Genomic DNA, 19,214 nt, shown 5'->3' with positions numbered 1-19,214 from the left:
GTGGCATATAAACCGCGATTCGCAGTCTTCGGCAGCTCCTACAGGAGATTGCATTGAATCAGGCGCCGAGCTTGTCGAGCCGGACTTCCATAATCTCAAGCACCTCGCAGCTGTCCTGCAGCAGCAGGTGAGCGGCATTGGCAAGGCTGGCTGTGTCGGGTTCTTTGGCGTCGCTGAGGCTGTTCATCAGGTCTTTGACGGCACGCAGGCGTTGCACGGCGAAGTGGTGCAGGTCGGGCAGCGGGGCGTCGGGGTTGATGAACAGGACGGTATTGGGGGATTGGGAGAGCGGGGTGTATTGAGGCATTCGGTTATTCCATCTATGTGATTTCAAACCTGCCCCGGTTTCGTCGCCAAACAAAATCAGGTGGCAGCTGTACGCAGGTTGGCGAACCGGTCACATATACCCGGCAGACCCGAAGGTCTCCCACGCACAGCCGCCATAACTGTTGCCCACACAAGTGAAGACAACCAAGCATTGGAGCTGTTGCGTATATGTAGTCCGGATCGCCAAATCCGATCGCTGATGTGCAGCGACGGGGCGAATCATAGGGGGGAGGGCTGTCGGGTGCAACCGATGGCGGGGTGATGCGCAGAGTTAGCAGGCGCTGCTTTCTGTAGGAACGGTGAGATTGAAATATTGGAGAGAATGACGTGGGACCGGCTTTAGCCGGGAAGGCGGAGTTTCTGACGACACGAATGCATCGTCTGGAGTAGCCTCTTCCCGGCTAAAGCCGGTCCCACGACATCACATTCCCACAGGCAGGCAGCATTCCAGCTTGGGCTTTACGCTGGCACCATCGCAAACCCGACGCCAAAACGGTTCCAGGCATTGATCGTCGCAATCGCGAGGGTGAGGTTGACCACTTCGCTGTCGCTGAAATGCTCCTGTAATGCCAGGTATTGTTCCTGCGAGGCTTGCTGATTGGGCAACAGCGTCATGGCTTCGACCCACGCCAGCGCCGCTTTTTCCCGAGGAGTGAAGAACGCGGTTTCACGCCAGACGCTAAGGGTTTGCAGGCGGGATTCTTTTTCCCCGGCGCGGCGGGCGTCGTTGGCGTGCTTGTTGATGCAGAAGGCACAGCCGTTGATTTGCGAGGCGCGCAACCGGACCAATTCCAGCAGCGAGCTTTCCAGTCCGGATTTGACGACGGCCCCTTCAAGGGCCGCCATGGCGCGGTAGGCTTCGGGGGCCACGGTGGCCCATTGGATGCGTTCGTTCATGGTTGATCTCTCGTAGGTTCACTGCCCAATCGGGCGATGGCGCCAACCTTAACGTCGGGGGTGAGCGATGTGGATAGCCAATCCCCGGCGTTTCGAAGAGACCAATTCCCTCAGTAAGCTTCACCCACCGCCAGAATGGTCGCCACCAATGCCTGAGCGCGGGGCACGAGGGTGTCCAGTTCCAGGTATTCGCGGTCGGTATGCACCTTGCCGCCCACCGGACCAAGGCCGCACAGGGTCGGAATGCCGAGGCTTGCGGTGAAGCCGGAATCGGCACAACCACCGGTGAATTCGCCTTCGACACTGAAGCCCAATGTCTGCGCCTGCTGCTGATACAGCGCCAGCAAGCGAGTGCTGTGTTGCGCTTCCATGGGCAGGAAGGTTGTGGCTTCTTTTAAAACGGCAGTGGTGCCGGGCAATTCTTCTTCGGCGACGATCTTCTGAATCGCTTCGAATATCTGGTCCCAATGCTTGAGCTCAATGAAGCGCACGTCCAGCTTGGCCGTGGCGCTGGGCGCGACAGTGTTGCTGGAGGTGCCGCCGGAAACCAGACCCACGTTGGTGGTGATGCCTGCCGGGTAATCTGTCAGGGCATGCAGTTTGACGATCTTGCGCGCCAGGGCTTCGATGGCGCTGGCACCGTCGGCATGGTTGACCCCTGAGTGCGCCGCGCGGCCGGTGACTTCGATGATCAAGGTCGCACCGCCTTTGCGGGCGCTGACCACGTTGCCGCTGGCTCTGCCGGGTTCAGTGTTGAGCACGGCGCGGGCCGCACGCGCCGCGGTTTCGATATGGCCGCGAGCACTACCGGAGCCGATCTCTTCGTCACCGGTATACAACACCTGAACCGGGTAGGGCAGTTGACCGGCGCGCTTCAGCGCTTTGAGGGCAAAGCAGTTGAGGACCAGACCGCCTTTCATGTCCGCCACGCCCGGCCCGTAAGCGAGGGAGGCGTCGCGGCTATAGCCCCGCGTCGTGGTGGTGCTTTTGGGGAAAACCGTGTCGCGATGACCCAGCAGCAATACCGGCTTGCCCGCAGCGCCGGAAACCTCAGCGAGCATCACATCGCCAAAGCCCTCCACGGGCATGCGTTCGAGCAGGATGCCGTCGGCTTCCAGTTCCGCCGCAAGCAGCGCACCCACCGCATCGACACCGGCTTTGTCGTAGCTGTTGGAATCGGTGTCGACGATGCGTTGCAGCAGGGACTCCATCGCCTCACCCTGGCCCGCGAGCCAGTCCAGCGCCTGTTGTCGAGGGTCGCTCATTTGGCTTGCTCCCGCTGTTGATGTTCTTGCGTCAGTCGAGCGGCATCGTTGCCCAGGTCCCAGAACAACCCGGCCATGATTTGCAGGCTTTCCTTCACTACGGGGGCGAGCAAATGTTCGTTGGGCGCATGCTGCGAGCAGGCCGGGTACGAATGTGGCACCCAAAGCGTTGGCAAACCGAGCACATCAGCAAAGACGTCGTTAGGCAGCGAGCCGCCGAGATTGGGTAGCAGGGCCGGTTTTTTGCCGGTGGTTTCGGCCAGGGAGTTCAGCGCCCAGCCGACCCACGGGCTTTGCGGGTCAAGACGGGTGGCGTTCATCATGTCGATGCGGCCCTGTTTGACTTCCACCTGAGTGAAACCGTGGGCATCCAGGTGCGCGCGCACCGCCGGGATGAAGGTGGTGTAGTCGCTGTCCACCACAAAGCGGATGTGGCAGTGGGCGTTAGCTTTACCGGGGATCGCATGCACCGGCGCATCTGGGTTGCCGGTCTTGAAGGCGATGACGTCGAGGGTGTTCCAGCCGAAGACTTTTTCGCTCAGGGTCAACTCGGGGTTGCCCCAGTTCGGATCGATTTCCGGGTCGCCGGGACCGCCACCGACTTCAATATCCGCCAGCGCCAGGCGGACGGCTTCGGGCACTTCTTTGGGCATCAGTGCGGGGATTTTTACCCGGCCCTTTTCATCGACCATGCTGGCAATGGCGTTGGCCAGAATGATCCCCGGGTTGGACAGCAGCCCGCCCCAGTTGCCGGAATGGTGCGCGCCTTCACGCAGGTTGACGCTGAGTTCGAAGTTGAACACGCCCCGTGACCCGAGAAATATCGTCGGGCGCGAAGCCGCCAGACGCGGGCCGTCCGAGGCGATGAAGACGTCAGCCTTGAGTTCTTCAGGATGCGCTTCGCAGAACGCACGCAAACCCGGTGAGCCATCCTCTTCGCCCATTTCCAGCAGCAGTTTAACGTTGAAACCCAGCTTGCCATCGCGAGCCTTGAGGGTTTGTTCCAGCGCCGTCAGGTTGATCAGGTGCTGGCCCTTGTTGTCCGCGGTGCCGCGACCGTACCAGCGCTCGCCATCCACTTTGACTTCCCAGGGCGACAAGCCTTCACGCCATTGCGCATCGTAGCCGTTAACCACATCGCCATGGCCGTAGCTGAGCACCGTCGGCAATGCCGGGTCTTCAATACGGGTGGCGATCAATAGCGGTCCGCGTTTGGGCAACGGGTTGTCGTAGACCTGCACGCTGAAGCCCAGCGCTTCGACGTGGGGCGTGATGAATTCCTTGAGGTAGCGGTAGAGCTCCGGCAGTTGGTCTGGAATCTGGCTTTCGGTGTGCAGGGCAACGCTGCGTTCGAGCAGGGACAGAAAGGCGCCGTTGTCGAACTGCTCGGTAGTGTTGTGGATGGCCTGTGAGCGACTCATGAGTGGACGAGCTCCAAAGTTTGGGCAGGACTGTCGTGGAGGTGGCAGCGTACTTTGCCGCCGATGATCGAATCATTGGCCGGGTAGGCCGTCTTGCAGGGCGCGAAACAGCTCGGGCAACGCGGATGGAATGCGCAACCTGATGGCGGAGACATGGGGTTGGGGAAGGTGCCATGCAGGCCGATGTCGGGGATGCCCAAACGCGGATCGGGGGTGAGCACCGAATCGAGCAGCGCACGGGTGTAGGGGTGGCCGGGCGCGGCGAACAAGGATTCGCGGGTGCGTTCTTCGACGATCCTCCCCAGATACATCACCGCAACGCGATCAGCCAGATGTTCGATGACCGCCAGGTTGTGGCTGATCAGCAGGTAAGTCAGGCCGAATTCGCGCTTGAGGTCCTGGAGCAGGTTGAGGATTTGCGCCTGTACCGAAACGTCCAGCGCTGACGTGGGCTCGTCGCAGATCAGCACGTCCGGGCGCATGATCAAGGCGCGGGCAATTGCCACACGCTGGCGTTGGCCGCCGGACAATTGGCTCGGATAGCTGTCGATCACTCGCTTGGGCAGACCGACCACGTCGAGCATTTCTTCGGTCTTCTTGCGACGCTCGGCAGTGGTGCCGATGTCGTGGACGATCAGCGGCAGGGTGACGATTTCCCGCAGCGTCTTGCGCGGGTTCAGCGACGAATACGGGTCCTGGAAAATCGGCTGGATATGCCGGGACATTTCCTTGCGATCGGTGGCCGCCAGATGTTTGCCATTGACCAGTACATCGCCGCTGGTGGGCGGTAGCAGACCGAGCAGCATTTTCGCCAGCGTGCTTTTGCCGCAACCGGATTCGCCCACCAGCCCGAGGGTTTCGCCGCGCATCAGGCGCAGCGACACACCGTCCACGGCCTTGAGGGTGGCGGGGGCTTTGAAGAAGCCTTTGTTCATGCGGAACTCGCGACGGATGTCGCACAGCTCCAGAGCAATGTCCTTTTTCATGCGCGGGCACTCCCTTGCTGGAGCTGAGCCTGTTGGCGGGTCGGCTCCGGACCCGGCGCGGCAAACAGGCAGCGAGCCATGTGGCCGTCTCGCATTATTTCGGGAATGTTCTGCGCGCAGGCATCAACGGCCTGACCGCAACGGTTACGGAATGCGCAGCCTTGTTGTTCACCCACCAGACTGGGCACCAGACCAGGGATCGAACCCAGCGCTTCGCCGGGTTTGGTCTTCCCCGGGATCGGGATACTTGCCAGCAAGCCCTTGGTATACGGGTGCTGCGGGTTTTCGAAGAGTTGCAGGGCGGGGGCGGTTTCGACGATTTCCCCCGCGTACATCACCGCGACACGGTCAGCGATACGCGCCACCAGACCCAGATCATGGGTGATGAAAATCACCGCCAGACCGAATTCTTTCTGAATGTCGCGAATCAGCCGCAGGATCTGCGCCTGAATCGTCACGTCCAGTGCGGTGGTGGGTTCGTCGGCGATGATCAGGTCCGGCTCGCACATCAAGGCCATGGCAATGATCACCCGCTGCCGCAAACCGCCGGAGAGCTGGTGCGGGTATTGGCCGAGCCGTTCCGTGGCGTTGCTGATGCCGACTTTTTCCAGCATCTGCGCGGCGCGGGCCATGGCGTCTTTTCGAGAGACCTTGCGGTGTTGGGTCAGTACTTCGCTCAACTGATCACCGATGCTGTAAGCCGGGTTCAGCGAGGTCATGGGCTCCTGAAAGATCATTGCCAGGCGGTTGCCCCGCAGGTCGCACATGCGCCGTTCGCTCTGGGTGAGCATGTCGATGCCGTCCAGTGTGAGTCGGGTTGCGGTGCGTCTGGCCTTGCGAGGCAGCAGGTCCATGAGCGCCAGAGAGGTCAGGGATTTGCCGCAGCCGGACTCACCGACGATGCACAGCATCTCGCCGCGCTCGACTTCAAAATCCAGACCGCGCACGGCGTGCAGCATGTCATCCGGTGTCGGGCTGTTGCCCATGGGGATGTCGACGCGCAGGTTTTCAACGTGGAGTAGTGCCATGTTCGTGGCTCCTCTATCAGTTGCGGCCGTCGGGCAGGATCAGGTCGCGCAGACCGTCGCCGACCAGGTTGATGCCCAGCACCAGAATCATCAGGGCAACGCCGGGAATGGCGATGACCCACGGGGAAAAAAACATGTAGGGTTTGCCTTCGGCGATCATCAGTCCCCAGGACGGAGTTGGCGGTTGTACGCCCACCCCGAGGAATGACAGCGCCGATTCCAGCAGGATCGCGTGGGCCATTTCCAGGGTAGCGACTACGATCAGCGCGCCCACCAGATTGGGCAGGATTTCACTGGCGAGAATGCGCAGGGTCGAGCAACCCAAGGCTTGGGCCGAGGCGACGTATTCGGCATCGCGAATCTGCTGCACCGAAGCCCTGACGACGACTGCAAAGCGATCCCACAACAGGCAGCCGAGCAGCACGATCACGACTTTCAATGAGCCGCCCATCAGTGAAGCCGAAGCCAGTGCAACCATCACCACCGGCATCGCCAGTCGGGTGGTAATCAGATAGCTGATGAAGGCGTCGACCTTGCCGCCGTAGTAACCGGCCAACAGGCCCATGACTGTGCCGATAAAGCCGGAGATCAACGCGGCGGCGACACCGATGAACAGCGAGATACGCGCGCCGTAGAGCAAACGCGACAGGTAGTCACGGCCCAGCTTGTCGGTACCCAGCGGGTATTCCCATGTGCCGTTGGCCATCCAGACTGGCGGTTTCATGCGCAGCATCACGTCCTGGACGTAAGGGTCGTAAGGCGCCAGCCACGGCGCAAACAGCGCACCGATGAAGATGATCATCAGCAACACAATGCCGATGGCAAAACCGCGATGGCGAAAGCTTTTGCCCAACACCCGGCTGAGGCTGCTGGGCGGTGGCAGGTAATCGTTGATGGCGAGAGGGGCGGCAGGTGTGCTCATGGGAGCCTCCTTTCAGCGCGGCACAAATCATTCACAACTGCCTGAACTGAAATGCTTTCTATGTGGGAGCGGTGCTTGCCCGCGATGAGGCTGGACGCGATAGACCTGATATCTGCGGTGCTCTTATCGCGGGCAAGCACCGCTCCCACAGGTTTTGTGTTCGACATGAGCATTGGGTAGTCAGGATTTGAATGGCGTGTCTTCAAGAACATGGCAAAGCCTCCTAACGCACACGAATGCGCGGGTCGAGCAGTGCGTTGAGCACGTCGGCCAGCAAGGTGAGGATGATGTAGATAACGGCGATCAGCAGGACTACGGCTTGCACCACGGGGAAGTCGTCGCGGGCGATGGCGTCCCAGGCGAGTTGCCCGACGCCTTGCAGGGAGAACACGGTTTCAATCACCACCGAACCACCGAGCATGAAGCCGAACTCCACCGCCGCCAGCGCTACGACCGGAATCAACGCATTGCGCAACGCATGCTTGAACAGCACCCGCGCCGGGCGCAAACCCTTGGCCCGCGCGGTGCGGATGTAATCGGAATTGAGCACATCAAGCATGCCCGCGCGGGTCAGGCGCATGATCGCCGGGGTCGCGTAGTAACCCAAAGCAATGGCGGGCATCACGAAATGCAGGAACGTCGAGTTACCCGATACCGGCAGCCATTTCAGGGTGACGGCGAACACCACGATCAGCATCAGCGCAAACCAGAAACTCGGCATGGCCTGGCCCAGTACGGCGATGCTCAATGCCAGGCGGTCGATCCAGGTGTCACGTTTCACGGCGGCCAATACACCCAGCGGGATGGCCACCAACAGCGCGATGCCCAGCGCCATTGCGCCCAGACTCAAAGTGATCGGCAGGCGACTGGCGATCAGGTTATAGACCGATTCCTGAAAGAAAAAAGAGTCGCCCAGATCGAGTCGCAGCAATTCGCCCAGCCAGTTGAAGTACTGGGTTGGCAAAGGTTTGTCCAAACCGTACTGCACACGGATCTGTTCGATTTGTTCGCTGCTGGCCTCCGGCCCGCCAATGGCAGTGGCCAGGTCACCGGACAGGTGCAGAAGAGAAAAACTGATGATCGACACGGTAATCGCAACGCACACAGCGATACCCAGACGACGCAGAAGGAACCCAAGCATGGCAAGTTTCCTCGTATCCATTGGCTGAAAAAGTGGAGGTTTGCCGTGGCGCGATTACGCAGCACCACGGCAACGGTGGTTGTGGCTTATTTCCAGCTGGACAGCACGAAGCGCGGCAATTCGTCCGGATACGGCGTGAACTCAAGTTCGGAGGTGTAGGCGTAGTTCATCGAGTAGTTGAACAGCGGCGCCCAATAGGCTTGCTCGCTGATGCGCTGCAAGGCCTTGCGGTAGTTGTCCTTGCGCACCTGCGGGTCGAGGGCGTTGTCGGCGGTTTGCAGCCAGCCCTGGACTTGCGGGTCCTTGATATTGTCGTCCGGGTTGCCCTTGAACCAGGTGCCAGCCGAGGCCGAGGTGTCGAGGATCGAGAACGAACCCCAGGCCTGGAACGACATCGGTACTTTGCCACCGCGTTGCTGATCGCGCAGGGCAGCGTATTTCAGGTAGCGCAGCTTGGCGTTGATGCCCACGGCGCGCAGGTTGCCGATGATGGCTTCAACGTAATCACGGTCGCGGTAGGCGAAGATTTCTGTCTCGAACCCGTTTGGATAACCGGCTTCAGCGAGCAGCGCCTTGGCCTTGGCCGGGTCATAGTTGTAGACCGTCGCCGCCGTGGTATCGCAACCGAATTGCCCCGGATAGCACGCCACCTGCAGCGGCTTGGCTTCACCGCCCACCAGTTGCGAGGCCAGCCCGTCACGGTTGATGGCGTGGTTGATCGCCTGACGCACCTTGAGGTTTTTCATCGGTGAGTTTTCGCTGGAGGTGCCGCGAGCATCGAGAATCAGGAAACCAATACGCATGGTTTCGCCGCTGGTCACGGTCAGGTTCGGCATGCTTTTGAGGTTCTCCGACTGATCCGGTGCCACGCGCCATACCCAGTCGACACCGCCGGTCATCAATTCGGCGAGGCGTGTCTCGGCGTCCGGGATGACGCGGAACTTGATGTGGCCGATGTGTGGCAGGCCTTGCGGGCTGTCTTTGAAATAGTCCTTGTTGAGGTCCATGGTCACGCCTTCACCTGCCACCACAGAGACGGCTTTGTACGGGCCGGTGCCAATCGGTTTGCGGCTGAATTCAGCCATGCCGACTTTCTCGAAATAGTTTTTCGGGAACATCGGCACGGCGTTGGACAGGTATTCCAGGGCGGGCGGGAAAGGTTTTTTCAGATGGAGGCGGACGCTGTAGTCACCGGTTTTTTCGGCGCTCTTGATCCAGTCGACGTTTTGCACAGTGACGACTTTGGCTTCGGGCGACACGACGTAGTTGAGGGTGAACACCACGTCGTCGGCGGTGAATGCGTCGCCGTTGTGAAATTTGACGCCTTTGCGCAGTTCGAAATCGAGGGTGGTGTCGTCGACCTGTTTCCAGCTGGTGGCCAGCATGGGTTTGTATTCGCCGCTTTTGGGATCGCGGTACACCAGGTTGTCCCAGATCAGCCGACCGAGAATCACGCCTTCGCGCAGGTCGTTGTGATAAGGGCTGATGTTTTCAGGTTCGCTGTCGGAAGCGTAAACCAGTGTGTCGTTGGCTTTACCGGCGTGGGCCGGGAAGCTGCTGATGGAGCCCAGCAGCGCAATACTGAAAGCGAAACCTTTGATGCCCATGCCGTCGTCTCCGTTGGCGAGAGTGGTTGAATCAAAGGGCAGCTGTTCGCAAATGCGGAAAGGAAATCAGGCAATGTTCTTTTTGGTGTGGACACGAATGTAGGCGATGGTTTACCAATGCCACAAGCACAATCTTTCGATACTTGCTTTGCCAAAAAGGCAATCCATGGAGGTACTGATGCAGTTGTATGGCGTGCAGTCCACGGCCCTGCGCTATTTCCTCGAAGTGGCCCGCTGCGGTTCCATCAGCGAGGCGTCCATGCGCCTGAATGTCGCCGCTTCAGCGGTGAGTCGGCAGATCACCAAGCTCGAACTCGCCCTGGACGCCACCCTGTTCGAGCGCCGCGCCCGGGGCATGGTGCTCAGTGAAGCCGGCACGCGGCTGGCAGCTTACGCGCGCAAATCGCAACTGGAAGCGGAGCAGGTGGTGCTGGAAATTACCGAGCTGCACGGCCTGCAACGCGGGAATGTGAACATCGCCTGTTCGGAAGGTTTCGCGCTGGATTACATGCCCCACAGCATCGCTGCATTTCGTCGCGAGTATCAGGGCATTCACTTCACCCTGGAAGTGTGCGCACCGGCTGAAGCCACAGAGAAAGTCCGCTCTGGCGAGGCTGATCTGGCATTGACCTTCAGCCTGACGCCACAAAAGGAAATCTGCGTCGAGCACGTCATGAGCGGGGCGATCTTTGCCGTGGTTGCCAACTCCCATCCGTTGGCCGGACGCGACGCGGTCAGCCTTGCCGAATTGCAGCCTTACCCGATTGCTCTGCCAAGGCCTGACACGACACTGCGCCAACTGTTTGATATTTGCTGCGGTGTACAAGGCCTGATGTTCGAGCCGGTGCTGACCAGCAATTACATCGGCGCGCTGTACAGCTTTGTGCGTGAGGAGGGAGGCATCAGTCTTTCGAGTGAAATGACCCTGCACAAACAGGTCGTCGGCAAAGAATTGCGCTGTTTGCCGATTCTCGACGAAGGCATGCAGGCACGGCGGATCGAAATGCAAAGCATGGCCGGACGTAACCTGCCGGCGGCCGTGTCTGCGTTCAGGGATTTTCTGATCGCCGAGCTTGCGAAAACCCTTGGCGATTAGCCTGGCGGCGCTGGATTACACGCTCCCGAAGAGCGTCGTATGCCCAGTTGAAGATCAAGGTGTACGGCAAGAACAGCAACAGCAGACCTATATCCAGCAGGAACGCTTCCAGCAGACTGATCGACAGCCACCACGCTGCCAACGGCACGATCACCAGAATCAGGCCGCTCTCGAAACCCAATGCATGCAGTACACGTGTACCCAGTGATAGCCGCAAGCCCCATTTGCGCCGCAGGCCATCGAACATGGCGTTGAACAGCATGTTCCAGAGCATGGCTACGGTGGAGATCATGACGGTCATTGCGCCCATTTTGGCCAGCGAATGCCCCATGACCCAGGCGAGCAGCGGGGCAAACAGCAGGACGCCGATGATTTCGAAAAGAAACGCGTGGAAGGCACGTTCCTTGATGGATTTGGTTGGCATGAGGTTGGCCTTTTTGGATTACCAGAAACTGCTGCCTTGAAGTGCATTCCCTGTGGGAGCGGTGCTTGCCCGCGATAAGGACAACGCGATCTAAAGTGAACCGCGTCCAGCCTTATCGCGGGCAAGCACAGCTCCCACAAGAGATCGCATTGCAATGTTGAGCTGACGTGCATTCTCATCGGCCCCTGCGTTAAAGTGAAAATCGTTTCCATCGGTAAAACCGATACGAGGTTCACATGAGTTATTCACCGGAAGCCCTGGAAGCGTTTGCCCAGACGGTTGCGCTTGGATCGTTCAGCGCGGCGGCGCGGCGTCTGGGCAAGAGTCAATCAACCATCAGCGAGGCCATTGCCCGACTTGAGATCGACCTGGGACTGGCGTTGTTCGACCGTTCCTCGAAACACCCGGTCCTGACTGAAGCAGGCAGGGCCATGCTCGGACGTATCGAAGACGTGTTGGCCGCTTCGGACAAACTGCGTCGAACCGCTGGAAGGCTTGCCGGGGGAATGGAGGCACGCCTGACGCTGGTGTTGTCCGACGCCAACCAGTTCGCCGATTTCGAACTGCGCATGACAGAGCTGGACCATCAATTCCCCGAGCTGGAACTGGAATGTGTATTTGCCGAGCACGGCGACGCTATCAGCCTGATTCAATCAGGCCGCGCCTGTCTGGGCCTGCTTTCGGCACAGGCCAGCTACCCGCCTGAAGTCGGTTACGCCACCATCGCCGAGCGGGCGGATTTCGGTTTGTTCGTGGCCCACAAACATCCGCTGGCTCAGTTGGAGAAGGTCGATTATCAACATCTGGCGCAGTACCGGGCGCTGCGCTTGAACACCCTGGTGGACCAAAGCGTGCCCACCGATGATTTGCCCATCAGCGGCCATCGCCCGTGGTCGGCCCCCAACTATTTGTTGCTGATGGACATGGCTGCGTTCGGTTTCGGTTGGGCTGCATTGCCACGCTGGCTGGTGTCGGGTTATGCCAGCGGCAAGCTCAAGGAACTTGACGTACCTGGCTGGCCGCGCAGTTCGGCGGTGGACGTCATCTGGTCTCGGCAACGTAGTCTGGGGCCGGCGGGGGCGTGGTTACTGGAGACTTTCACCCGGCATCGGGGCGATTGATCGGCTAGGATGACGCTCCACTCGCTGACCGAACGCTGAATATGTCTGCTGTAGAAATCGTTGCTGTAGCACCTCAAGAGATCCCCGCCGTGGTGGATTTTGTCCTGCGAGCCCGTGCAGAAATCTTCCCGAAGCTCGATTCGGCAGGCATGCCAGCCGATCTGGCGAACTTTGCTCAGGTGTACAGCGAGCAAGGCGGCGGCCGGTTTCTGATTGCCCGAAGCCACGGGCAAATCGTCGCTGCAATCGGTTACTTGCCGTACGACGGCCGCTTCCCTCAGTTGGATTACGGGCAGCGTAAGGCGGTGGAGATCGTCCGGTTGTTCGTGATTCCGGAGTATCGCCGTTCAGGCCTGGCGACCACGATCTTCCAGGCCCTCAAAGCGCGTGCCGTTGAACAAGGCGTGGACGTGCTTTACCTGCACACCCATCCGTTTTTGCCGGGGGCGATTGGCTTCTGGGAACGGCAGGGTTTCCGGGTAGTGGATGTGGAAAACGATCCGGTGTGGCAGACGACGCATATGGAGTGCGGATTGGTATAGGTTCGAGGTTTTGCGCGCACCCCTGTGGGGGATTCTATGTTCGCCTGCAAGCTGATTGACACCGTGGGACCGGCTTTAGCCGGGAAGGCGGTATTTCTCCAGATAAAGATTCAGTGTCTGTCCTGGCCTCTTCCCGGCTGAAGCCGGTCCCACGGGCCCGCGCCATTGACTGACTTCTTCAGCTTTACGACCTGAACCGCAATATTCGCGTCCCGTCATACGGATCGGTCAGGTAGTGCGCTTCTACACCAAACGTCTCGCGCAGCAACTCGCAGGTCAGAACCTCGGACGGTTCACCGATGGCGATCAGTGCGCCTTTGTCCATCACGGCCAGTCGGTCGCAGGCCAGCGCCTGATTCAGGTCGTGGAGGGCGATCAGGGTCGTAACCGACAATGATCTGACAAGCCCCAGAATGCTCAACTGATGCTGGATATCCAGGTGGTTGGTGGGTTCATCCAGCAACAGGATCTGCGGTCGTTGAGCCAGGGCGCGGGCGATGTGGACGCGTTGTCTTTCGCCCCCCGACAGGCTGTGCCAGGCGCGCTTGGGTTTGTCGGCCATGTCGACATCGTGCAAGGCCTGACGAACAATGCCATCGTCTGCGGCTGACCAGGGCTCCAGCGCTGAAAGCCAAGGCGTGCGGCCCAGTTCTACAGCGTCCAGCACCGTGATCGCGTCCGAGGTTTCCGCCTGCTGCTCGACAACCGCAATCATCTGCGCGACATCGCGGCGTTTCATGGCGGCAAGGTTAATGCCGTTAAGGTAGATCTCGCCGCTGGCCGGGGTGCGGATGCCAGACAGCAACTTCAGCAGGCTGGATTTGCCGGAGCCGTTGGGGCCGATCAATCCCAGGGTTTCACCGCGCCGTAACTGCAACGCGACATCCCGAACAATGGGCACACCCTTGATCGACCAGTTCAGACCGGAGCACGACAACACGTCGCGGTCGATGTCGGTCGCTGGCTGTTTGAGAATGCTCATCGACCCCCCTTGGCCTTTATCAGAATCACGGCGAATACCGGTGCGCCGATCAGGGCGGTGATGACTCCGACGGGCAAGACCTGGCCCTTGATCGCCGTGCGGGACAGCACATCGGCAGCGATCAGAAAGACCGCGCCGGCCAGGGCACTGACCGGGATCAAACGACCATGACGCACGCCGACCAGCAAGCGCGCCGCATGGGGCACGACCAGGCCGACAAAACCGATGGAACCCACCAGCGAGACCATCACCGCCGTGACCAGCGCCACCGTGGCGATCAATATCACTTGAACCCTACGCACCGGGATGCCCAGGGCCGCGGCGGAATCACTGCCGAACATGAACGCATCCAGCGAGCGCCGATGCCACAGGCAGACCGCCAGACCGATCAACACCACCGGCACGGCCAGCGTGACTGATTGCCAGCGCACGCCACTGAGGTTGCCCAGCAGCCAGAACATGATGCCGCGTGCCTGTTCGGAGTTGGCTGATTTGGTAATCAGGAAAGAGGTCAGGGCGTTGAACAGTTGCGAACCGGCGATGCCCGCGAGAATGATCTGCCCGCTGCCACTGACAGCGCCGGTACTGCGCGCCAGCAGGGCGACCAGCACAAAAGCGGCCATGGCCCCGGCAAACGCCCCGGCTGACAACGAGATAGCGCCTGCGCCCACGCCGATGATCGCTACCAGGACCGCGCCGGTCGAGGCCCCGGCGGAAATGCCCAGCAGGTAAGGATCGGCCAGGGGGTTGCGCAACAGTGATTGCAAAACCACGCCCGAAATAGCCAGGCCCGCGCCGCAGGCCGCTGCGACGAGGGCGCGGGTCAGGCGATAATTCCAGACGATGCCTTCATCGATAGGGTCGAGCACGAAGCCTGCGCCCCATAGCTTGTTGGCCAGCACCTGAAACACCAGCGACAGGCTGATCGGCGTTTCGCCAATGGCAATGCCCGCGACAATCGCCACCAGCAACACCGCCAGCACCCAGGCTCCGTGCAGGCAAATCTTGCGTAACAAGCGACCGGCGAATTGCGCTGTCATGGGTGCAGATCAAATTTGTCGATGGCGTCCGCCAGTTCATCGATGCCGTCGAAGGTACGAATCGTCGCTTCCATGGCTTGGGCGTCCAGAATGACAATCCGGTTGTTCTTGACCGCGTCCATGTTTTTGGTGACAGGGTCGGTCTTGAGGAATTCCAGTTTTTTCTGGAAATCATCGGCCGGGAAGCGGCGGCGGTCCATGCGCGCCAGTACCAGAATGGTCGGGTTGGCCTTGGCGATGGTTTCCCAGCCAACCGTCGGCCATTCCTCATCGGACTGCACGATATTGCGCAGACCCAGGGTGTCCATCATGAACGCCGGAATGCCTTTGCGACCGGCGACATAAGGGTCGACGTTCAGGTCTGCGCTGGAGAACCAGAATACTGCCGAGGCGTCCTTCAGGTGTTTGCCTTTGACGCTGGCCTGAGCCGTGGCGAGACGTGCCTGCAGGTCGGCGTTCAACTCGGCACCACGGGCCTGGACGTCGAAGATTTGCGCCAGTTGCGTGACGGTCTTGTACAGGCTGTCGATCGAAAACGGGCGCAGGCGCGTGCCATCAGCACCTTTCAGATTGTCTTTGCCTTCGCAGTCCGACGGCATGAGGTAGGTGGGGATTTTCATTTCGTTGAATTGTTGCCGGGTGCCCACCACGCCTTGGGGGCCGACCATCCATTCGAATTGCACGGCGACCAGTTCCGGGCGCTTGTTGATCACCGCCTCGAAGCTGGGATCGTTATCGGCCAGACGCGGGATCTTGTCGTTCAGGTCCTTGAAACGGGGCAGCACGTTGTTGAACCACAGCGAAGTCCCGACCACTTTCTCGGCCAGCCCCAAGGAATAAAGGATTTCAGTGGCTGACTGGCCAATGGTCACAGCTTTGCCGGGCGCCTTGGCGAAGGTCAGCGGCACGCCGCAGTTATCCAGAGTCAGCGGGTAGGTTGTCTGCATGCCAGAGGGTTGGGCCGGGTTGGCCGCCAGGGTCAGCGCAGAAAAACCCAGTCCAGCAAGCAGAACAGCAAAACGAGGCAAAGACATGAAAAACGATCTCCATTCGAACGGTTATCCGCACGATGGTGTTCTGGCTGGATACACATCACGACTTGCTGCTGGCAAAGGCTCGGCAGGGTCAATCAGTCACGGCTGTGCCGCCGTGCTGACGGATGTACTCCCCGGACACCCCGCCGGTGGGTCAGTTGCCAGAAAGTGCGGCCGCTTTATTGGCTGCGGTGCAGCTTTCTGATGTCGGCAGGTCTCCTGACTGACGCATCATCGCCGTGCTCGGGCCTTCCCGGAGTGACCCAGTGGCATCGATGGAGCAGGGCTCAGCGCCTACAGTTGCGGGGGCAGTTCCGGTTGACGACCTTGAGGTCATCACGGATTCCCTATTAATCCCGTTTGGAAACCGACGGGCGGCATGGTAATGGATATGTTTAAAAGAGTGGGGATTTTTCCTATATTGGTCGCTGGCAGGCATTTTTTTATCGTGCGTTTCGCTTGCTCGGCGCATGATGCAACCCTGAACTGGCAGGGCGTTAACACCGTCCGGCGGTGAACCTTATCGACCGATGGCCGGTCGATAGTCCGTCCAACCAGGTTTACACTGGTCCGCTACACCTTTTGGAGACATTTTCCTGTGATATCGACTCAACGAGTGGCCTGGCTTAAAGCCTGGGGTGCCCACGGTTTTACCGCCACCGGCGTGGTCATTGCATTTCTGGCGACCATTGCCCTGTTCGATGATCAAGCCAAGGCATGTCTGTTGTGGCTAGGCCTGGCGCTTGCAGTGGATGGCGTCGATGGTTCGCTGGCGCGCAAATTCAACGTGCAGTCGGTGTTGCCGGGCTTTGACGGTTCAGTGCTGGACCTGGTCATTGATTATCTGACGTACGTGTTTATCCCTGCGTTGTTTATTTATAGCTACATCCCGCTGCCGCCTTATACGTTGTTGTTGAGCACTGCGATCATTCTGGTGTCGTCGCTGTTCTGTTTCTGCAATCTGGAAATGAAGAGCAAGGACAATTACTTTCAGGGCTTTCCGGCGGCCTGGAACGTGGTGGCGCTGTGTCTATACATCATTCAGCCATCGCCTTGGGTGACCTTCCTGACCATCATCGGTCTGGCGTTGCTGACGGTGACACGGATGAAGTTTCTGCATCCGTTCCGAGTGCGTCGTTTCATGCCGCTGAATATCCTGGTGACCACCATCTGGTTGATCAGCAGTGCGTTGCTGATCATCAACCATCCCCATAACGGGCCAGTGGTGATGGGCGTGTGGTTCACGATGTCGGCGTACTTTATCGGCATCTGCCTGTGGCGCACTTCGCTGGAGTATTGGGGTAAGTGGCGGGCTTGAGTACTGTTTGAAGGATCTGTAGGAGCTCAGGAGCACCGCGAGGCAGCGATGGCGTTCTGTCTGATACACCGCTATCGGGGCCTCGCGGTGCTCGTGCGCTCCTACAGGTCCAATGTTTGCCGCACGACAGCGATTGCATTTCTGACAATTTTCCCCCACCAATACCGACTATCAAGAGCAGTGATTTCTACGTAAACGACTCCGGGCGTAACCTTTGTTCATTCCCGAAATGAACCCGATCCGGAGGCTCTCATGAACCGCATTTACGCTTTTGCCCTGTTATTGACCGTTGCTGTTGTCTCCGGTTGCTCCACCCATCATGCCGTTGAATTGCGTCCTTACACCGCCCAGGAAACACATCAGTTAGCGCTGGAAGATTTGAATCGTCGCGGGCTGACCTTCGACGAGTATCAGATCGCCAAGGCTAAACTGTTGGCTGATCCACAGATGCAAGCTGTTCGGGCATTTGATAATCGCGGTGAGATCAGTGCTGATAACGCTGAAGTCAGCAAGGATCGTCAAGGCTAAGCGCTCAAGTACAGTCCCGATAAGTCCTTGGTTATCCAGAACTGTACCGGTTGTATTTTTACCTGACTGTTCGTGTGTTTTTGGGCGTTGGTTCGTTAGGGTGAAGGCCTGCCCTTTGACGTCTGGACCGCTCCATGTCGCTCTCTCTCGATCTACTGCTTGCCTTCGCCTTGTTTGCATTCGTCACGTCGGTGACGCCGGGCCCCAATAATATGATGCTGCTGGCCTCTGGTGTGAACTTCGGATTCAACCGGACGGTGCCGCATATTTTCGGTATCAGCTGTGGTTTTTTCAGTCTGGTACTGGCGGTGGGTCTTGGGCTCGGCGCTGCGTTTCAAGCTTACCCACTGCTGTATTCGATCCTGCGCTACGTCGGCGCTGCCTATCTGTTGTACCTGGCGTGGAAGATCGCCACTTCTGGCCCGGCGTCTGACGCATCAGGACATGAGGGCAAGCCGCAGACGTTTATGCAGGCTGCGCTGTTTCAGTGGGTCAATCCCAAGGCGTGGGTCATGGCAGTCGGTGCGATCAGTACCTACACGCCGCTGCAGGGTTACTTCACCAATGTGGTGATTATTTCTGCGGTGTTCGCGCTGATCAACGCACCGAGTGTTTGTGTCTGGGCTGGGTTTGGCAGCCTGCTGCGCAACGCGTTGCGCGACCCGTTCTGGTTGCGGGTGTTTAACGGGGGGATGGCGCTGCTGTTGGTGGTTTCGCTGTATCCGATGTTGAAGGGGTGATTAGCGTTCACTTTAGATCGCGTCCAGCCTTATCGCGGGCAAGCACCGCTCCCACAGGGGGAATGGGATCTCATGTGGGAGCGGTGCTTGCCCGCGATACATTCAACGCAGGACTTTAAATCACAACGCCAACCGCAAATGCCCCCCAGCCTGTTTATGCCGCGCTTGAACGCGATGCTGCAGACCCAGGTAAAAATGCTCCAGTCCCTCCTGCAAACGCTCCTGAAGAATCTCGTCCAGGTCGCCGCCTTGCTCGTTGTCGGCATAGCTGATCTGGCTGTCGATGGCGAAAATCCCGTGCAGGACTTCCTGGCATTTCAGCGCCGATAACACCGGCTTCAGCGCGTAATCCACAGCCAGCATATGCGCGATGCTGCCACCGGTTGCCAGTGGTAAAACTACCTTGCCGTGCAGAGAGCGCTCAGGCAGCAGGTCCAGCAGGGTTTTCAGCGCACCGGAAAACGACGCTTTATAAACCGGTGTACCAATCAACAAACCGTCGGCCTGCTTGACGGCTTCGATGAAGGCCAGCACTTGCGGGCTGTCGAAGTGGGCGAAGATCAGATCTTCAGCGTTGAAATCGCGGATACGCAGGGTCGTCACATCAACGCCCTTGGCGCGTAACCAGCGACCGGCGTGTTCCAGGACTACGCCTGAACGGGATTTGAGAGCAGGACTGCCCGACAGTGAAACTACCAACATGCTGAATTCCTTTTAAAAGCGTAAGCAATTCAAAGCAGCATGCATGCCAGTACGAATTAATCATTCAACTCGTTGAAATTAAACATAAATATA

Annotated in this window: 20 protein-coding genes and 1 riboswitch; of the genes, 6 read left to right on the top strand and 14 right to left on the bottom strand. The window is 59.2% G+C overall.

Annotated features, from left to right (window positions below):
• Window positions 1-58 precede the first annotated feature (58 nt).
• The 9 genes from CKW31_RS20695 to CKW31_RS20650 all read right to left on the bottom strand — a co-directional run bounded on the left by CKW31_RS20695 (window position 59) and on the right by CKW31_RS20650 (window position 9,594).
• Complete coding sequence (locus tag CKW31_RS20695; RefSeq protein ID WP_095099384.1) at window positions 59-307, bottom strand: hypothetical protein; 249 nt, start codon at window positions 305-307, stop codon at window positions 59-61.
• A gap of 479 nt (window positions 308-786) precedes the next feature.
• Window positions 787-1,224 (bottom strand): carboxymuconolactone decarboxylase family protein, encoded by a 438-nt coding sequence (locus tag CKW31_RS20690; RefSeq protein WP_095099381.1) that lies wholly within the window; start codon window positions 1,222-1,224, stop codon window positions 787-789.
• Window positions 1,225-1,334: 110 nt separating this feature from the next.
• Window positions 1,335-2,489, bottom strand: a complete 1,155-nt coding sequence (locus CKW31_RS20685; RefSeq protein WP_095099378.1) for a M20 family metallopeptidase — start codon at window positions 2,487-2,489, stop codon at window positions 1,335-1,337.
• Window positions 2,486-3,910, bottom strand: a complete 1,425-nt coding sequence (locus tag CKW31_RS20680; RefSeq protein WP_095099375.1) for a M20 family metallopeptidase — start codon at window positions 3,908-3,910, stop codon at window positions 2,486-2,488. Before CKW31_RS20680 ends, CKW31_RS20685 begins: the two co-directional genes overlap by 4 nt.
• Window positions 3,907-4,896 (bottom strand): ABC transporter ATP-binding protein, encoded by a 990-nt coding sequence (locus CKW31_RS20675; RefSeq protein WP_095099372.1) that lies wholly within the window; start codon window positions 4,894-4,896, stop codon window positions 3,907-3,909. The genes CKW31_RS20680 and CKW31_RS20675 overlap by 4 nt, the downstream gene beginning before the upstream one ends.
• Complete coding sequence (locus CKW31_RS20670; RefSeq protein ID WP_095099369.1) at window positions 4,893-5,924, bottom strand: ABC transporter ATP-binding protein; 1,032 nt, start codon at window positions 5,922-5,924, stop codon at window positions 4,893-4,895. Before CKW31_RS20670 ends, CKW31_RS20675 begins: the two co-directional genes overlap by 4 nt.
• 16 nt (window positions 5,925-5,940) lie before the next feature.
• Window positions 5,941-6,846, bottom strand: a complete 906-nt coding sequence (locus CKW31_RS20665; RefSeq protein ID WP_095099366.1) for an ABC transporter permease — start codon at window positions 6,844-6,846, stop codon at window positions 5,941-5,943.
• 223 nt (window positions 6,847-7,069) lie between these two features.
• Window positions 7,070-7,987, bottom strand: a complete 918-nt coding sequence (locus CKW31_RS20655; protein WP_095099360.1) for an ABC transporter permease — start codon at window positions 7,985-7,987, stop codon at window positions 7,070-7,072.
• Between the two features lie 86 nt (window positions 7,988-8,073).
• Window positions 8,074-9,594, bottom strand: a complete 1,521-nt coding sequence (locus tag CKW31_RS20650) for an ABC transporter substrate-binding protein (RefSeq protein WP_095099357.1) — start codon at window positions 9,592-9,594, stop codon at window positions 8,074-8,076.
• Between the two features lie 178 nt (window positions 9,595-9,772).
• On the opposite strand from CKW31_RS20650, the gene CKW31_RS20645 reads away from it, so the two are divergent.
• A complete protein-coding gene (locus tag CKW31_RS20645; protein ID WP_095099354.1) occupies window positions 9,773-10,690 on the top strand; it encodes a LysR substrate-binding domain-containing protein in 918 nt (305 codons plus the stop codon).
• Here CKW31_RS20645 and CKW31_RS20640 read toward each other — a convergent pair.
• On the bottom strand, window positions 10,644-11,114 hold the full coding sequence (locus CKW31_RS20640) for a multidrug/biocide efflux PACE transporter (RefSeq protein ID WP_095099351.1): 471 nt from the start codon (window positions 11,112-11,114) through the stop codon (window positions 10,644-10,646). The genes CKW31_RS20645 and CKW31_RS20640 overlap by 47 nt on opposite strands.
• Window positions 11,115-11,350: 236 nt before the next feature.
• Here CKW31_RS20640 and CKW31_RS20635 point away from each other — a divergent pair, with 236 nt between their 5' ends.
• The gene (locus CKW31_RS20635; RefSeq protein WP_095099348.1) at window positions 11,351-12,235 is read left to right on the top strand and encodes a LysR family transcriptional regulator; all 885 of its coding nucleotides are present in this window, start codon (window positions 11,351-11,353) and stop codon (window positions 12,233-12,235) included.
• A 41-nt stretch (window positions 12,236-12,276) separates the two neighbouring features.
• Window positions 12,277-12,777, top strand: coding sequence for a GNAT family N-acetyltransferase (locus CKW31_RS20630; protein ID WP_095099345.1), 501 nt, complete (start codon window positions 12,277-12,279; stop codon window positions 12,775-12,777).
• A 184-nt stretch (window positions 12,778-12,961) separates the two neighbouring features.
• Here the strand turns inward: CKW31_RS20630 and CKW31_RS20625 are convergent, their stop codons facing one another.
• From CKW31_RS20625 to CKW31_RS20615, 3 genes are read right to left on the bottom strand one after another with little or no spacing between them, the layout of a single operon-like run.
• Complete coding sequence (locus tag CKW31_RS20625) at window positions 12,962-13,759, bottom strand: ABC transporter ATP-binding protein (RefSeq protein WP_095099342.1); 798 nt, start codon at window positions 13,757-13,759, stop codon at window positions 12,962-12,964.
• Window positions 13,756-14,799 (bottom strand): iron ABC transporter permease, encoded by a 1,044-nt coding sequence (locus tag CKW31_RS20620; RefSeq protein WP_095099339.1) that lies wholly within the window; start codon window positions 14,797-14,799, stop codon window positions 13,756-13,758. Before CKW31_RS20620 ends, CKW31_RS20625 begins: the two co-directional genes overlap by 4 nt.
• On the bottom strand, window positions 14,796-15,833 hold the full coding sequence (locus tag CKW31_RS20615; protein ID WP_095099336.1) for an ABC transporter substrate-binding protein: 1,038 nt from the start codon (window positions 15,831-15,833) through the stop codon (window positions 14,796-14,798). The genes CKW31_RS20620 and CKW31_RS20615 overlap by 4 nt, the downstream gene beginning before the upstream one ends.
• Before the next feature lie 191 nt (window positions 15,834-16,024).
• Window positions 16,025-16,220, bottom strand: a riboswitch (cobalamin riboswitch).
• A gap of 211 nt (window positions 16,221-16,431) precedes the next feature.
• Between CKW31_RS20615 and pcsA the strand changes: the two genes are divergently transcribed.
• The 3 genes from pcsA (at window position 16,432) to CKW31_RS20600 (ending at window position 18,419) form a co-directional block, all read left to right on the top strand.
• Window positions 16,432-17,151, top strand: coding sequence for a phosphatidylcholine synthase (gene pcsA, locus CKW31_RS20610; protein WP_095099333.1), 720 nt, complete (start codon window positions 16,432-16,434; stop codon window positions 17,149-17,151).
• 252 nt (window positions 17,152-17,403) lie between these two features.
• Window positions 17,404-17,679, top strand: coding sequence for a hypothetical protein (locus CKW31_RS20605; RefSeq protein ID WP_095099331.1), 276 nt, complete (start codon window positions 17,404-17,406; stop codon window positions 17,677-17,679).
• A gap of 134 nt (window positions 17,680-17,813) precedes the next feature.
• Window positions 17,814-18,419 (top strand): LysE family translocator, encoded by a 606-nt coding sequence (locus CKW31_RS20600; RefSeq protein WP_095099328.1) that lies wholly within the window; start codon window positions 17,814-17,816, stop codon window positions 18,417-18,419.
• A 120-nt stretch (window positions 18,420-18,539) separates the two neighbouring features.
• On the opposite strand, the gene ssuE is transcribed toward CKW31_RS20600, so the two are convergent.
• Window positions 18,540-19,121 (bottom strand): NADPH-dependent FMN reductase, encoded by a 582-nt coding sequence (ssuE, locus tag CKW31_RS20595; protein WP_095099326.1) that lies wholly within the window; start codon window positions 19,119-19,121, stop codon window positions 18,540-18,542.
• Window positions 19,122-19,214: the final 93 nt, after the last annotated feature.

The organism is Pseudomonas sp. Irchel 3A5 (assembly GCF_900187575.1).
Classification (GTDB): Bacteria; Pseudomonadota; Gammaproteobacteria; order Pseudomonadales; family Pseudomonadaceae; genus Aquipseudomonas; species Aquipseudomonas folii.
The sequence above is the reverse complement of the archived record's forward strand: the minus strand, read 5'-3'. Positions and strand labels throughout refer to the sequence as shown.

What these genes read in the sequence shown, in the direction of transcription:
- CKW31_RS20695 (WP_095099384.1), bottom strand. Translation starts at nt 307, where the DNA reads ATGCCTCAATACACCCCGCTCTCCCAATCCCCCAATACCGTCCTGTTC.
- CKW31_RS20690 (WP_095099381.1), bottom strand. Translation starts at nt 1,224, where the DNA reads ATGAACGAACGCATCCAATGGGCCACCGTGGCCCCCGAAGCCTACCGC.
- CKW31_RS20685 (WP_095099378.1), bottom strand. Translation starts at nt 2,489, where the DNA reads ATGAGCGACCCTCGACAACAGGCGCTGGACTGGCTCGCGGGCCAGGGT.
- CKW31_RS20680 (WP_095099375.1), bottom strand. Translation starts at nt 3,910, where the DNA reads ATGAGTCGCTCACAGGCCATCCACAACACTACCGAGCAGTTCGACAAC.
- CKW31_RS20675 (WP_095099372.1), bottom strand. Translation starts at nt 4,896, where the DNA reads ATGAAAAAGGACATTGCTCTGGAGCTGTGCGACATCCGTCGCGAGTTC.
- CKW31_RS20670 (WP_095099369.1), bottom strand. Translation starts at nt 5,924, where the DNA reads ATGGCACTACTCCACGTTGAAAACCTGCGCGTCGACATCCCCATGGGC.
- CKW31_RS20665 (WP_095099366.1), bottom strand. Translation starts at nt 6,846, where the DNA reads ATGAGCACACCTGCCGCCCCTCTCGCCATCAACGATTACCTGCCACCG.
- CKW31_RS20655 (WP_095099360.1), bottom strand. Translation starts at nt 7,987, where the DNA reads ATGCTTGGGTTCCTTCTGCGTCGTCTGGGTATCGCTGTGTGCGTTGCG.
- CKW31_RS20650 (WP_095099357.1), bottom strand. Translation starts at nt 9,594, where the DNA reads ATGGGCATCAAAGGTTTCGCTTTCAGTATTGCGCTGCTGGGCTCCATC.
- CKW31_RS20645 (WP_095099354.1), top strand. Translation starts at nt 9,773, where the DNA reads ATGCAGTTGTATGGCGTGCAGTCCACGGCCCTGCGCTATTTCCTCGAA.
- CKW31_RS20640 (WP_095099351.1), bottom strand. Translation starts at nt 11,114, where the DNA reads ATGCCAACCAAATCCATCAAGGAACGTGCCTTCCACGCGTTTCTTTTC.
- CKW31_RS20635 (WP_095099348.1), top strand. Translation starts at nt 11,351, where the DNA reads ATGAGTTATTCACCGGAAGCCCTGGAAGCGTTTGCCCAGACGGTTGCG.
- CKW31_RS20630 (WP_095099345.1), top strand. Translation starts at nt 12,277, where the DNA reads ATGTCTGCTGTAGAAATCGTTGCTGTAGCACCTCAAGAGATCCCCGCC.
- CKW31_RS20625 (WP_095099342.1), bottom strand. Translation starts at nt 13,759, where the DNA reads ATGAGCATTCTCAAACAGCCAGCGACCGACATCGACCGCGACGTGTTG.
- CKW31_RS20620 (WP_095099339.1), bottom strand. Translation starts at nt 14,799, where the DNA reads ATGACAGCGCAATTCGCCGGTCGCTTGTTACGCAAGATTTGCCTGCAC.
- CKW31_RS20615 (WP_095099336.1), bottom strand. Translation starts at nt 15,833, where the DNA reads ATGTCTTTGCCTCGTTTTGCTGTTCTGCTTGCTGGACTGGGTTTTTCT.
- CKW31_RS20605 (WP_095099331.1), top strand. Translation starts at nt 17,404, where the DNA reads ATGAACCGCATTTACGCTTTTGCCCTGTTATTGACCGTTGCTGTTGTC.
- CKW31_RS20600 (WP_095099328.1), top strand. Translation starts at nt 17,814, where the DNA reads ATGTCGCTCTCTCTCGATCTACTGCTTGCCTTCGCCTTGTTTGCATTC.
- ssuE (WP_095099326.1), bottom strand. Translation starts at nt 19,121, where the DNA reads ATGTTGGTAGTTTCACTGTCGGGCAGTCCTGCTCTCAAATCCCGTTCA.